General features: G+C 50.6%; 18 protein-coding genes. 16 read left to right on the plus strand and 2 right to left on the minus strand.

Annotated elements, in window-relative coordinates; genetic code table 11:
• Nucleotides 1-77: 77 nt before the first annotated feature.
• The 16 genes from rpsH to BMW46_RS10920 all read left to right on the plus strand — a co-directional run bounded on the left by rpsH (nucleotide 78) and on the right by BMW46_RS10920 (nucleotide 8,255).
• A complete protein-coding gene (rpsH, locus tag BMW46_RS10845) occupies nucleotides 78-473 on the plus strand; it encodes a 30S ribosomal protein S8 (protein ID WP_074708373.1) in 396 nt (131 codons plus the stop codon).
• An 11-nt stretch (nucleotides 474-484) separates the two neighbouring features.
• Nucleotides 485-1,018, plus strand: a complete 534-nt coding sequence (gene rplF, locus BMW46_RS10850; protein ID WP_074708376.1) for a 50S ribosomal protein L6 — start codon at nucleotides 485-487, stop codon at nucleotides 1,016-1,018.
• 11 nt (nucleotides 1,019-1,029) lie between these two features.
• On the plus strand, nucleotides 1,030-1,386 hold the full coding sequence (rplR, locus tag BMW46_RS10855; RefSeq protein ID WP_074708378.1) for a 50S ribosomal protein L18: 357 nt from the start codon (nucleotides 1,030-1,032) through the stop codon (nucleotides 1,384-1,386).
• A gap of 20 nt (nucleotides 1,387-1,406) precedes the next feature.
• The gene (gene rpsE, locus BMW46_RS10860; protein WP_074708381.1) at nucleotides 1,407-1,949 is read left to right on the plus strand and encodes a 30S ribosomal protein S5; all 543 of its coding nucleotides are present in this window, start codon (nucleotides 1,407-1,409) and stop codon (nucleotides 1,947-1,949) included.
• Entirely contained in the window at nucleotides 1,946-2,134 is a 189-nt protein-coding gene (gene rpmD / locus BMW46_RS10865; protein WP_011380141.1) for a 50S ribosomal protein L30, read from the plus strand. The genes rpsE and rpmD overlap by 4 nt, the downstream gene beginning before the upstream one ends.
• Nucleotides 2,135-2,566 (plus strand): 50S ribosomal protein L15, encoded by a 432-nt coding sequence (gene rplO / locus BMW46_RS10870; protein ID WP_074708383.1) that lies wholly within the window; start codon nucleotides 2,135-2,137, stop codon nucleotides 2,564-2,566.
• A gap of 17 nt (nucleotides 2,567-2,583) precedes the next feature.
• Nucleotides 2,584-3,912, plus strand: a complete 1,329-nt coding sequence (secY, locus tag BMW46_RS10875; protein WP_074708386.1) for a preprotein translocase subunit SecY — start codon at nucleotides 2,584-2,586, stop codon at nucleotides 3,910-3,912.
• Between the two features lie 17 nt (nucleotides 3,913-3,929).
• Nucleotides 3,930-4,148 carry a translation initiation factor IF-1 gene (gene infA / locus BMW46_RS10880; protein WP_011380144.1) on the plus strand — a complete coding sequence of 73 codons (219 nt, stop codon included), beginning with the start codon at nucleotides 3,930-3,932 and terminating at the stop codon, nucleotides 4,146-4,148.
• 17 nt (nucleotides 4,149-4,165) lie between these two features.
• The gene (rpmJ, locus tag BMW46_RS10885; RefSeq protein WP_074633734.1) at nucleotides 4,166-4,279 is read left to right on the plus strand and encodes a 50S ribosomal protein L36; all 114 of its coding nucleotides are present in this window, start codon (nucleotides 4,166-4,168) and stop codon (nucleotides 4,277-4,279) included.
• Nucleotides 4,280-4,331: 52 nt separating this feature from the next.
• On the plus strand, nucleotides 4,332-4,709 hold the full coding sequence (gene rpsM / locus BMW46_RS10890) for a 30S ribosomal protein S13 (protein WP_074708389.1): 378 nt from the start codon (nucleotides 4,332-4,334) through the stop codon (nucleotides 4,707-4,709).
• A 45-nt stretch (nucleotides 4,710-4,754) separates the two neighbouring features.
• Nucleotides 4,755-5,144: a 30S ribosomal protein S11 gene (rpsK, locus tag BMW46_RS10895; protein ID WP_011380146.1), complete on the plus strand. Its 390-nt coding sequence runs from the start codon at nucleotides 4,755-4,757 to the stop codon at nucleotides 5,142-5,144.
• Nucleotides 5,145-5,153: 9 nt separating this feature from the next.
• Entirely contained in the window at nucleotides 5,154-5,780 is a 627-nt protein-coding gene (gene rpsD, locus BMW46_RS10900; RefSeq protein WP_011380147.1) for a 30S ribosomal protein S4, read from the plus strand.
• A 33-nt stretch (nucleotides 5,781-5,813) separates the two neighbouring features.
• On the plus strand, nucleotides 5,814-6,818 hold the full coding sequence (locus BMW46_RS10905) for a DNA-directed RNA polymerase subunit alpha (RefSeq protein ID WP_074708391.1): 1,005 nt from the start codon (nucleotides 5,814-5,816) through the stop codon (nucleotides 6,816-6,818).
• Complete coding sequence (gene rplQ / locus BMW46_RS10910; protein ID WP_074708394.1) at nucleotides 6,805-7,197, plus strand: 50S ribosomal protein L17; 393 nt, start codon at nucleotides 6,805-6,807, stop codon at nucleotides 7,195-7,197. The genes BMW46_RS10905 and rplQ overlap by 14 nt, the downstream gene beginning before the upstream one ends.
• Nucleotides 7,198-7,407: 210 nt before the next feature.
• Entirely contained in the window at nucleotides 7,408-7,767 is a 360-nt protein-coding gene (locus BMW46_RS10915) for a hypothetical protein (protein ID WP_074708396.1), read from the plus strand.
• A gap of 59 nt (nucleotides 7,768-7,826) precedes the next feature.
• Nucleotides 7,827-8,255, plus strand: coding sequence for a hypothetical protein (locus BMW46_RS10920; protein WP_074708399.1), 429 nt, complete (start codon nucleotides 7,827-7,829; stop codon nucleotides 8,253-8,255).
• 61 nt (nucleotides 8,256-8,316) lie between these two features.
• On the opposite strand, the gene BMW46_RS10925 is transcribed toward BMW46_RS10920, so the two are convergent.
• Complete coding sequence (locus BMW46_RS10925; protein WP_371113505.1) at nucleotides 8,317-9,444, minus strand: NAD(P)/FAD-dependent oxidoreductase; 1,128 nt, start codon at nucleotides 9,442-9,444, stop codon at nucleotides 8,317-8,319.
• A 174-nt stretch (nucleotides 9,445-9,618) separates the two neighbouring features.
• Nucleotides 9,619-10,530: a tRNA glutamyl-Q(34) synthetase GluQRS gene (gluQRS, locus tag BMW46_RS10930; protein WP_074708403.1), complete on the minus strand. Its 912-nt coding sequence runs from the start codon at nucleotides 10,528-10,530 to the stop codon at nucleotides 9,619-9,621.
• Between the last annotated feature and the right edge of the window lie 416 nt (nucleotides 10,531-10,946).

Consider the following 10,946-nt stretch of genomic DNA (forward strand, 5'->3'; position numbering starts at 1 on the left):
GATCCAGTATGGTCAATGTGGTTTCAAGGATTTCGTATTCGCCGGTAACGAAAATCGGATTTCCAGAGGTATTCTAGATGAGCATGAGTGATCCCATTGCAGACATGCTGACGCGGATTCGAAACGCGCAGCTATCTGAAAAAACATCTGTCGTAATGCCTGCCTCCAAGCTCAAAGCGGCTATTGCTCAAGTGCTGAAGGATGAGGGGTACGTCGAGGATTTTATAGTTCATGAGGCCGGCGGAAAATCGATACTGGATATCAGTCTGAAGTATTACGCAGGACGTCCGGTAATTGAAAAAATAGAGCGTGTCAGTCGTCCTGGTTTGCGGATATATAAAGCCAGCAATAAACTCCCCAACGTAATGAATGGCCTGGGAGTGGCTATCGTGTCGACATCGAAAGGCGTAATGACGGAAAGAAAAGCGCGCGCAAACGGTGTAGGCGGCGAAGTGTTATGCATTGTGGCGTAAGGGTATAGAAAATGTCTCGAGTGGGTAAAAATCCTGTTTCAGTTCCGGCAAATGTCGAAGTCAGGCTATCCGGCTCAGAAGTGGAGGTAAAGGGTCCGCTGGGTATGCTGCGTCGCGAGCTTGTTTCGGATATTTCGATTGAGCGCAAGGACGAAAGCCTGCTAGTGAAAGCGGCAGATGATTCCAAGCATGCCAACGCAATGTGGGGGACCACCCGTGCGCTGCTCGCCAATATGGTGAAGGGCGTCACCACAGGTTTTGAGAAAAAGCTGATTCTGGTTGGCGTAGGATATCGCGCCCAGGCTGCAGATAACGTCCTTAACCTGACGTTAGGGTTTTCTCATCCAATCGCTCACAAGATGCCCGAAGGTATCAAGGTCGAGACTCCCAGCCAGACCGAGGTTATCATCAAGGGCATGGACAAGCAGCAGGTAGGACAAGTGGCTGCGGATGTACGTGCATACAGGGAGCCGGAGCCATACAAGGGCAAGGGCGTGCGTTATGCGGACGAAGTCATCGTCCTGAAGGAAACGAAGAAAAAATAGTCAGGGTAAATATGCCGAATTCCATAGAATCCCGTTTACGCCGCGCGCGGCAAACGCGTGCCAAAATTGCTGAATTGAAAGTGGTGCGACTGGCAGTTCATCGTAGCAATTCTCATATTTATGCGCAATTGATAGACGGCTCCGGCAGCAAGGTGCTCGCCAGCGCATCCACTCTCGAGCCGGAACTGCGCAAGGAGCTCCCCAATGGAGGAACGATTACCGCAGCGGCAGTCGTGGGTAAAAGAGTTGCAGAGAAGGCGCGGGGTCTCGGCATTGAGACGGTTGCGTTCGACCGTTCAGGCTTCAAATACCATGGGCGTGTGAAAGCATTGGCTGACGCTGCCCGTGAAAATGGCCTCAAATTCTGAGTGAGGAAGGATGAAGGATAATGGCTAAAATGCAGGGGCGGATGCAAGGTAAGGTGACTCCGGGCGACGACCGCGGAGACGGACTCAAGGAAAAAATGGTGGCCATCAATCGCGTTACCAAGGTGGTCAAAGGAGGACGTATTCTGGGCTTTGCTGCTCTGACGGTTGTCGGGAATGGCGATGGCGGCGTGGGCATGGGTAAGGGTAAATCCCGCGAGGTACCCGTAGCGGTACAAAAGGCGATGGACGAGGCGCGCCGCAAGATGATCAAGGTGAGTCTCAAGAATGGAACACTCCAACATCCGGTAATTGGACGGCATGGTGCGGCCAAGGTATACATGCAGCCGGCATCGGAGGGGACCGGCATCATTGCCGGCGGGCCGATGCGCGCAATATTTGAAGTAATGGGTGTACACAATATCCTTGCCAAATGTATTGGCTCGACTAATCCATACAATGTTGTCCGTGCGACTCTCAACGGCCTGCAGGCGATGAGTAACCCCGCCGAGATAGCTGCCAAGCGGGGCAAGAGTGTCGAAGAGATTCTGGGGTTGGAAAAATGACGCAAAATCCGAAGAAGATAAAAGTAACCCTGGTCAAGAGTCTGATAGGAACGAAACAGGCACATCGAGCAACTGCTCGAGGATTGGGACTACGTCATGTCAACAGCAGCGTGGAAGTGGAAGATACCCCCGCGGTGCGAGGCATGATCAATAACATTTATTACCTCGTAAAGAGTGAGGTTTAGATGCAACTGAATTCCATTAAACCAGCCCCTGGCGCCAAGCATCCAAAGCGCCGGGTAGGTCGTGGTATCGGCTCCGGTCTTGGCAAGACCGCCGGGCGTGGACATAAGGGGCAAAAATCCCGTGCGGGCGGTTTTCATAAAGTCGGCTTTGAAGGGGGACAAATGCCCTTGCAACGGCGATTGCCCAAGCGCGGCTTTGTTTCGCCCACAAAAAAGAATGATGCGGAGGTGCGTCTGTCTGCGCTTGGCAGAATACCAGGCGATACCATCGATATCCTGATCATGAAGCAGGCAGGACTCGTCTCCGGTTCCACTCTGAACGTCAAGGTAATACTTTCGGGAAAGATCGAGCGTGCAGTGAAGCTTCAGGGCATTCCGGTAACCAAGGGCGCGAAAGCAGCCATTGAAGCTGCTGGTGGTAGTGTCGAATAAGTACGAGAGGATATATATTGGCCGCTAGCGACTCCCTGCGGGGACTTTCCGGAAAACTTGGCGACTTGAAGCGCCGGTTATGGTTTTTGCTGTTCGCATTGGTTGTCTACCGCATCGGCGCGCATGTGCCAGTACCCGGTATCGATCCGGTTGTACTGAAGGATCTGTTCGAATCGCAGCAGGGCGGCATCCTGGGCATGTTCAACATGTTTTCCGGTGGCGCCCTTTCCCGCTTTTCGATATTTGCCCTGGGTATCATGCCGTACATTTCGGCATCCATTATCATGCAGTTGGGCACAGTGGCATTCCCTTATCTCGAGGCACTGAAGAAAGAGGGTGAGTCAGGGCGCAGAAAGATTACCCAGTACACCCGGTATGGTACTCTGGGTTTGGCGCTGGTTCAGGGTTATGGTATTTCGATCGCACTACAATCCCAGCCTGGCCTGGTGATCGAGCCCGGCCCGATGTTCCTGCTGACCACGGTTATAACATTGGTGACAGGCACCATATTTCTCATGTGGCTGGGAGAACAGATTACCGAACGCGGCATTGGCAACGGAATTTCGCTCATTATATTTGCCGGGATCGCTGCAGGTCTTCCAAGTGCAATTGGAGGCACGCTGGAGCTGGTGCGAACGGGCGCCATGCACTTCCTGGTGGCGCTTGGAATTTTCGTGGCGGCCACAGTTGTTACGGGATTCGTTGTCTTTGTCGAGCGGGGGCAGCGCAAGATACTGGTGAATTATGCAAAGCGTCAGGTTGGACGCAAGGTTTATGGTGGTCAAAGCTCTCACTTGCCGCTTAAGCTGAACATGTCCGGCGTGATCCCGCCGATCTTTGCTTCCAGCATCATATTGTTTCCCGCTACGCTGGCTGGTTGGTTTTCGACGGGGGAATCAATGGACTGGCTGAAGGATATAAGCGGGGCGTTATCGCCCGGACAGCCGGTTTACGTGATCATGTACGCGGCAATGATCATATTTTTCTGCTTTTTTTATACGGCGCTGGTGTTCAACCCCAAAGAAACTGCGGAGAACCTGAAAAAGAGCGGGGCATTTATTCCCGGCATTCGGCCAGGTGATCAAACGGCACGATATATTGAGCGCATCATGTTGCGCCTTACTCTCACCGGTGCGATCTACGTAACGCTCGTGTGTCTGTTGCCGGAATTTTTGATTTTGAAGTGGAATGTTCCATTTTATTTTGGTGGAACTTCCCTGCTTATTATCGTCGTGGTAACGATGGATTTCATGGCACAGGTGCAAGCCTACATCATGTCTCACCAGTATGAGAGCCTGTTGAAAAAAACCAACTTCAAGGGCGGTGGCGGATTGCCGGCGAGATAAAGTGCATCAAGGATAGGATGGCAAAGGAAGAAACCATACAAATGCAGGGCGAGATTCTGGAAACGTTGCCAAATGCGACGTTCCGGGTCAAGCTGGAAAACGGACATATAGTGTTGGGACATATTTCCGGCAAGATGCGGATGCACTACATTCGGATTCTGCCGGGAGATAAGGTAACGGTAGATCTGACACCATACGATTTAAGCAGGGCGCGTATTACGTTTCGTGCCAAATAGCCGGAGAGGGGTAAATAATGAAAGTACTGGCATCGGTAAAAAAAATTTGCCGGAATTGCAAAATCATCAGACGCAACCGGGTAGTGCGCGTGATTTGCACAGATCCGAGGCATAAACAGCGTCAGGGTTGATTCGGCTACGCATTCTAAGATGTTATAATCCAAAATTTTTGTAGGAAAACGTATGGCCCGTATTGCTGGAGTAAACATCCCCAACCATCAGCATGCTGAAATTGCGCTGACAGCGATTTATGGCATCGGTCGTGCGAGAGCTCGTGAGATTTGTGAGGCGACTGGAATCAGCGCATCGACCAAGATGAAAGATGTAACCGACGCGGAAATGGACAAGTTGCGGGATAACGTCGCGAAATTTGTGGTCGAAGGCGATCTCCGGCGGGAAGTTTCAATGAATATCAAACGCCTGATGGACCTCGGCTGCTACCGGGGATTGCGTCATCGTCGTGGGCTCCCGGTACGAGGTCAGCGTACCCGCACGAATGCCAGGACGCGTAAGGGACCCAGGAAGGCCGTTCGTGCTTCCAGCGCCAAGGCAGGAAGATAAATTTTAGCCAATCAACCGAATGGCAGGGCAGAAGGATAGATCAATATGGTAAAAGCAGCCACGCGAGTACGCAAGAAAGTCAAAAAGAACGTAGCGGAAGGTATTGCGCATGTACATGCTTCGTTTAATAACACTATTGTGACGATAACGGACCGTCAGGGGAACGCGCTATCGTGGGCTACTTCCGGAGGGGCGGGTTTTAAGGGGTCACGCAAGAGTACACCGTTTGCCGCCCAGGTTGCAGCCGAGCAAGCCGGCAGGGCTGCACAGGAATATGGGGTAAAGAACCTCGAAGTGCGTATAAAAGGTCCGGGACCAGGGCGGGAGTCCGCAGTGCGTGCACTGAATGCAGCCGGTTTTAAAATTACCAGTATTTCGGATGTGACACCCGTTCCACATAACGGTTGTCGGCCGCCGAAGAAACGTCGTATTTAAGGAGTTACTGTGGCGAGAAATCTTGATCCCAAATGCCGTCAATGCCGACGTGAGGGTGAGAAGTTGTTCCTTAAAGGTGAGAAATGTTTTACCGATAAGTGCGCCATCGAGCGCCGAAATTACGCGCCTGGGCAGCACGGTCAGAAAAGTGGTCGTCTATCGGACTACGGAGTGCAATTACGCGAAAAGCAGAAGCTGCGCCGGATATATGGAGTGCTGGAGCGTCAGTTCCGTAATGGTTACGAGCTTGCGGAGAGGCAGCGCGGCGTTACGGGCGAAAATCTCCTGCAATTACTGGAATGCCGGCTTGACACGGTTTCCTATCGCATGGGGTTTGGCGCATCGCGGTCCGAGGCACGTCAGATCGTCCGTCATAACGGAATTCTGGTAAATGGCAGGAGAATCAATATTCCTTCCTATCAGGTAAAACCGGGAGACGTTATAGAGGTTGCAGAAAAGGCAAAGAATCATTTGCGCATCAAGGCATCCGTGGAAGCTGCCGAACAGCGGCACTTTCCGGAATGGCTGGAGGTGGACACTAAAGCCATGAAGGGAACTTTCAAGAACAAACCCGAGAGATCCGATTTACCGTCAAGCATTAATGAATCCCTCGTAATTGAATTGTATTCCAAGTAATGAGTCGCCACGTTTCCGCAAAAGGATCAGGCTATGCAAAGTAACACCTTTCTTACGCCGCGTATTATCGATGTGCAGAATATATCGCCGCTCCATGCCAGAATTACCATGGAGCCGTTCGAGCGCGGCTATGGCCATACGCTGGGCAACGCGCTACGACGTATTCTGCTTTCATCGATGCCGGGATTTGCGCCAACGGAAGTTCAGATCAGTGGTGTCGTTCACGAATACTCCGCCTTGGACGGCGTGCAGGAAGACGTGGTTGATATCCTGCTCAATCTCAAAGGTATTGTCCTGAAATTGCACAATCGTACAGAAGCACTTCTGACCCTGAGTAAAAAGGGGGAAGGAACGGTTACTGCGGGCGATATCGAGGGAGGACATGATGTCGAGATCATTAATCCCGATCATGTTGTTGCGCACCTTACATCTGGCGGCAAGCTGGATATGCAGATCAAGGTGGAAATGGGCCGGGGCTATGTGCCGGGAACTGTCCGCCAGCTGGCGCGCGAAAGCCGTGCTATCGGCAGCATTCTGCTGGATGCATCTTTCAGTCCCGTGCGACGGGTAAGTTATGCGGTGGAAAGCGCACGGGTTGAACAACGCACCGATCTGGACAAGTTGGTCATGGACATCGAGACCAACGGTGTCGTTGATCCCGAGGAAGCAATCCGGTATGCGGCAAAAGTCCTGGTCGAGCAACTCTCCGTATTTGCGGACCTCAAAGGCACACCCCTGCCCGTGGAACAACCGAAATTACCTCAGATTGATCCGGTGCTGCTTCGGCCGGTGGATGATCTTGAGCTCACCGTACGTTCCGCGAATTGCCTCAAAGCGGAAAATATATATTATATTGGCGACCTGATTCAGCGGACGGAAACCGAGCTATTGAAAACCCCTAATCTGGGACGGAAATCCTTGAATGAAATCAAGGAAGTACTTGCTTCTCGCGGGTTGACGCTGGGCATGAAGCTGGAAAGCTGGCCGCCTTCCAATCTTGATAAGGGTAAAAAGGATACAAGTCATGCGGCACCATAATGGACTAAGGAAGCTTAATCGCACGAGCAGCCATCGCTCGGCCATGTTGCGGAACATGACCAACTCACTGTTGCGGCACGAGGTTATAAAAACGACTTTGCCCAAGGCCAAAGAGTTGCGTCGAGTTATCGAGCCGATGATAACGCTTGGGAAGAAACCATCGCTGGCTAATCGTCGACTTGCGTTTGACCGGTTGCGGGATCGTGACATGGTTGGAAAACTGTTTAGCGAGCTAGGTCCCCGTTACCAGACCCGCAATGGCGGATATCTGCGTATTCTCAAGTTTGGATTCCGCAAGGGCGATAACGCGCCCATGGCGCTGGTTGAATTGATGGATCGGCCGGAACAGCCAGCCACAGACACGGAAAGTACAGGTTAGGGAGAGTTTTTGGAAGAGAAAAAAGCCGGGGTCATCCCGGCTTTTTTGTATTACCCTATTATAATTTCCAGCGGGCGACATACGATCCAGATTCCGGTATGTCAGGCTGTTCGGATATATGCCGAAGCTGCGTCTATCCCGGAATTCGCATCGGTTTTACCCCCATAAAGACACAATTGGTTTTTTTCCTGTACAGAGAGGACAGCCCTGATGGATCTTGCAGATTGGACCGATGAGGAACTTTATTCGGTACGTGAGAAGCTACAAACCTGGTGTGTTAAACGGCAGGAGCCTACGTGGACGAACAAATTCTTGAACTGGACAGGATTCATGGGCGCTTTTTCTATTCTCACCGGGCTTATGGATATTTTCTTTGGTGGGCCGGCACCAGTAAATGTTCTTCTGGTTGTTTTCGGGGCTCTTGCATGTTTTTCATGGTACAAGGGTGACAAACAACGAAAGAAGAATATCCAGTTTCTCAAAAAACTTGACCAGGAAATTGCCCGTCGAAGTGATAAGAGCAAAAAGAATCCACCTGCTATCGGAGACGTCCAAGAACATATCTCCTAGTGAAGCCTCGCAATCAGCATCTCCCTTTCCGAGTCGCCGGGTGATCACAGGGAGGCGGATTGGAGCAGGGCGAAAACAGGGAAGTTTTTGCATCTCTTTGCCAGTTTCTCTGGATGCAAGGACACCTGATCCCTCTTATATATGACCTCAACCATGAGGTTTATTCTGGTCAGGGCATTACGTTGCCAGCATTGAAAGCGCTGGAAGCAACTGGTTTGATATCTGTGAGCCCGGCGGGATATGTAAAGAAAGGGTTTGGTCAACACACGCGGTTGTTTTATTTCGGAAGACCGACAAAAATACGATTCCTCGAGGAAGCCGGCAATCAACTTGATCTTGGTCATGTGCTTCTGACAGATAAGGGAAAAGCGCGGGCGCAGGCGGTAGTAAACTGCGACGTGCAGAGTAATCAACTGTTTTATGAATATGTAGTCGAAAAGTGGCTTCAACAAGGACTGGTGGTATCCTCCATTCTCCGAAAGCAGTGATTTGGCTATTTTTCCTTTTTCATCTGTTGCATTCGAGTAATGCACAGCCCTTCTTTTTTCTTCAAACCAGGTAGGTGTCAAGTCCTGTCAATAGCAAATCATATTGCGCTTCGACCAATTCCTTGATCACCATGGCCGGCATGCCTCCAACTACATTGCCTTCCAGGGCCAGCCAGCCTATTGCATCCGTTGGTCCCAGACTCACTACATAACCTAAATCCCGATGAAGGTAAGGCTCAAGCAATCGCAAGGCGCCTGAGTGACGCAGGATATTCCGGGCAGTAAGCATTCCTTTTCTTACCGCGGATTGCGCGGTCATAGTGTTGGAGCCTGGAGCATGGTAAACGCAGCAATCTCCCGCTGCAAAAATGTTCGGCAACGTCGTGCCTTCAACTATTACCTGTCCAAAGACGTTGGCAGAAAATGGTGTTTCCAGTTTTTTACCAATGAACAGGAAGGAGATTGAAGAGGGCAGGGTAAACTCGTGCCCCGGCGGGTTATCGCCCAATAGAATCTGCTCCCCCTGTTGTCCGAGATAACGGGTATCAGGAAAAAATTCGATCCCCAGTTCGGTCATTTTGGATTGGGTATAGGTGGAAAAGCCGATGGGGAACTGATTGAGTACCCGGTTCTCGCCATGGACAAGACGCAGATTGCACCCGATCTGATAGCGCTTGAGGAAATGAGCGATTTCAAAAAGAAATTGAATTCCCGTTGCTCCCCCACCTATCACTGAAATAGATGGCGCGATGGCGCTGGCTTGGCTTAACCGCTCATGAAACAAATCGGAGCCCGATATGGCCATGAAGTCGAGCAGATCAAAGACATTCTCCGGTTTATTCACCTGCACTACAGGAGAGCCTGAGGCGAGGAGCAGATAGTCAAATTCCAGTATTTCGTCATTGACTTCAAGGAATCTATCGTTCTGCCACTGCCGCAGAACCGTTTCACTCGGATTCAGTTTTGCCCAAACGTGGCGGCAGCCAAAACGATTTTCCAGCGTGGAAAACGGAATCAGGAAATCGTCCAGTGGATACCGGAAAGTTTCGTGGAGATGAGTAATCTTGAGATGTTCGAACCTGGGATCAATGATGACGACATCAGCTTCCGGCATGTGGCGCAAAAGGGTAACCAGTGCCGCGATGCCGGCATAGCCTCCGCCGACCACGATAATCTTGAGTCGCTTCAATCTAGGTATGTAAAATGGCAGAAAAGGCACGTTCTTCCTTGAAAAGCAGATAAAATCTCGTATTTCTTGTATTTTCCAGTATAAACTCGTCTCTAAACCGGTAGCGCTAGCAGTTTAGTAACTAGTAGCCCGGTCTTCATTTCATCTATTATCAATCCGGCAAATTCGATCCGGTTAAAACATGAGGGACATGTTTTTTGGAATTGCCTCCCGATTCCAATTTTCGATTGCCCATATCCAGAACGACCTCAAGCTGCTCGCGCTTACTTCCGGCGGCGGTGTCTGGCCGAGAAACCGGATGGCCTTCACGAGCTGCAAAACGGGATGCGAAATATCCACTGGCGCTGCCTGCGTCTGCTTACTGAGTTTTTCGCCTCGTGCGTTGACTACTACGGGGAGGTGCATATAAGAGGGGATGGAGTAGCCTAGCAGTTTTTGCAGGTGAATCTGACGGGGAGTCGAGTTCAGTAAATCACCTCCCCGCACCACGTGAGTAATACCCTGTGCGGCATCATCCACCACGACCGCTAGCTGGTAAGCAAAAACTCCGTCCGCGCGACATATCACAAAATCGCCTATGTCGCGCTGAATCCGTTGTTGCCGTATGCCTTGTACTCCGTCCTCAAATTCAATCAGGTCATTATTTGTATATAGTCGCCATGCACCGGAAAACTCGAGTTTATGTTTGCGGTCGCGGCAAGTTCCGGGGTAGACAGGTCCTTCTATTCCAAGAACTGAGGAATCGGCAATTTCCTTACGACTGCAACTGCAGCGATAAATAAGCTGCCGTTTTTCAAGTGTCGACAATGCCGCATGGTAGGCCTCCTGGCGCTGCTCTTGATATACCACTGAGTCATCCCATTCCATCCCAAGGAGATGCAGGGTATTCAAAATTTCTTCTGAAGCACCTGGAATTTCACGCGCCGTATCGAGATTTTCGATCCTGACCAGCCATTCTCCGCCCTGTGATCTTGCCTCCAGATAACTGCCTACAGCAGTGACAAGAGAACCAAAATGCAACGGTCCGGTAGGAGAGGGGGCAAACCGGCCGCGATAGACCGGTGAGAAAGGGAAGGCATTTTCCACCCGTTAATCTTGATTAATGGAGCCTCACAATACCCATTGAACTCCCAGATTCTTATTCTCCAATCGCTCTATCCAGCGGGATAACATGATGAGTATACTCAAATAACGAAACATATGGCGAGTTACGACGCTCTTAGCGAATGGACAGAGAAAATAAGTATGGGAAAGAACGAAATTACTATAACCTTTTTAGCAAGATGGGTTTATACTGCTGAAGCTTCTCGATAACTCATGGATAAGCAATGATTTCATCTTATGCGATCTGACCATATTGCAGATTTCAAGGAGCAGGAGGTGAATCTTGGCATGAAGTTTGCCTTATTTACCCTCTGACAAACTGCTTGACTTAAGTGTATGGCGGGGAGTAGTCTTTACGGGCTTATGGGTATGTAAAGTACTGGTAGTGGCAATATAGG

Origin of the sequence: Nitrosospira multiformis (genome assembly GCF_900111585.1) — a bacterium.
Classification (GTDB): Bacteria; Pseudomonadota; Gammaproteobacteria; order Burkholderiales; family Nitrosomonadaceae; genus Nitrosospira; species Nitrosospira multiformis_B.

Coding starts and splice junctions, on each gene's coding strand:
- rpsH (WP_074708373.1), top strand. CDS start 78: ATGAGCATGAGTGATCCCATTGCAGACATGCTGACGCGGATTCGAAAC.
- rplF (WP_074708376.1), top strand. CDS start 485: ATGTCTCGAGTGGGTAAAAATCCTGTTTCAGTTCCGGCAAATGTCGAA.
- rplR (WP_074708378.1), top strand. CDS start 1,030: ATGCCGAATTCCATAGAATCCCGTTTACGCCGCGCGCGGCAAACGCGT.
- rpsE (WP_074708381.1), top strand. CDS start 1,407: ATGGCTAAAATGCAGGGGCGGATGCAAGGTAAGGTGACTCCGGGCGAC.
- rpmD (WP_011380141.1), top strand. CDS start 1,946: ATGACGCAAAATCCGAAGAAGATAAAAGTAACCCTGGTCAAGAGTCTG.
- rplO (WP_074708383.1), top strand. CDS start 2,135: ATGCAACTGAATTCCATTAAACCAGCCCCTGGCGCCAAGCATCCAAAG.
- infA (WP_011380144.1), top strand. CDS start 3,930: ATGGCAAAGGAAGAAACCATACAAATGCAGGGCGAGATTCTGGAAACG.
- rpmJ (WP_074633734.1), top strand. CDS start 4,166: ATGAAAGTACTGGCATCGGTAAAAAAAATTTGCCGGAATTGCAAAATC.
- rpsM (WP_074708389.1), top strand. CDS start 4,332: ATGGCCCGTATTGCTGGAGTAAACATCCCCAACCATCAGCATGCTGAA.
- rpsK (WP_011380146.1), top strand. CDS start 4,755: ATGGTAAAAGCAGCCACGCGAGTACGCAAGAAAGTCAAAAAGAACGTA.
- BMW46_RS10905 (WP_074708391.1), top strand. CDS start 5,814: ATGCAAAGTAACACCTTTCTTACGCCGCGTATTATCGATGTGCAGAAT.
- rplQ (WP_074708394.1), top strand. CDS start 6,805: ATGCGGCACCATAATGGACTAAGGAAGCTTAATCGCACGAGCAGCCAT.
- BMW46_RS10915 (WP_074708396.1), top strand. CDS start 7,408: ATGGATCTTGCAGATTGGACCGATGAGGAACTTTATTCGGTACGTGAG.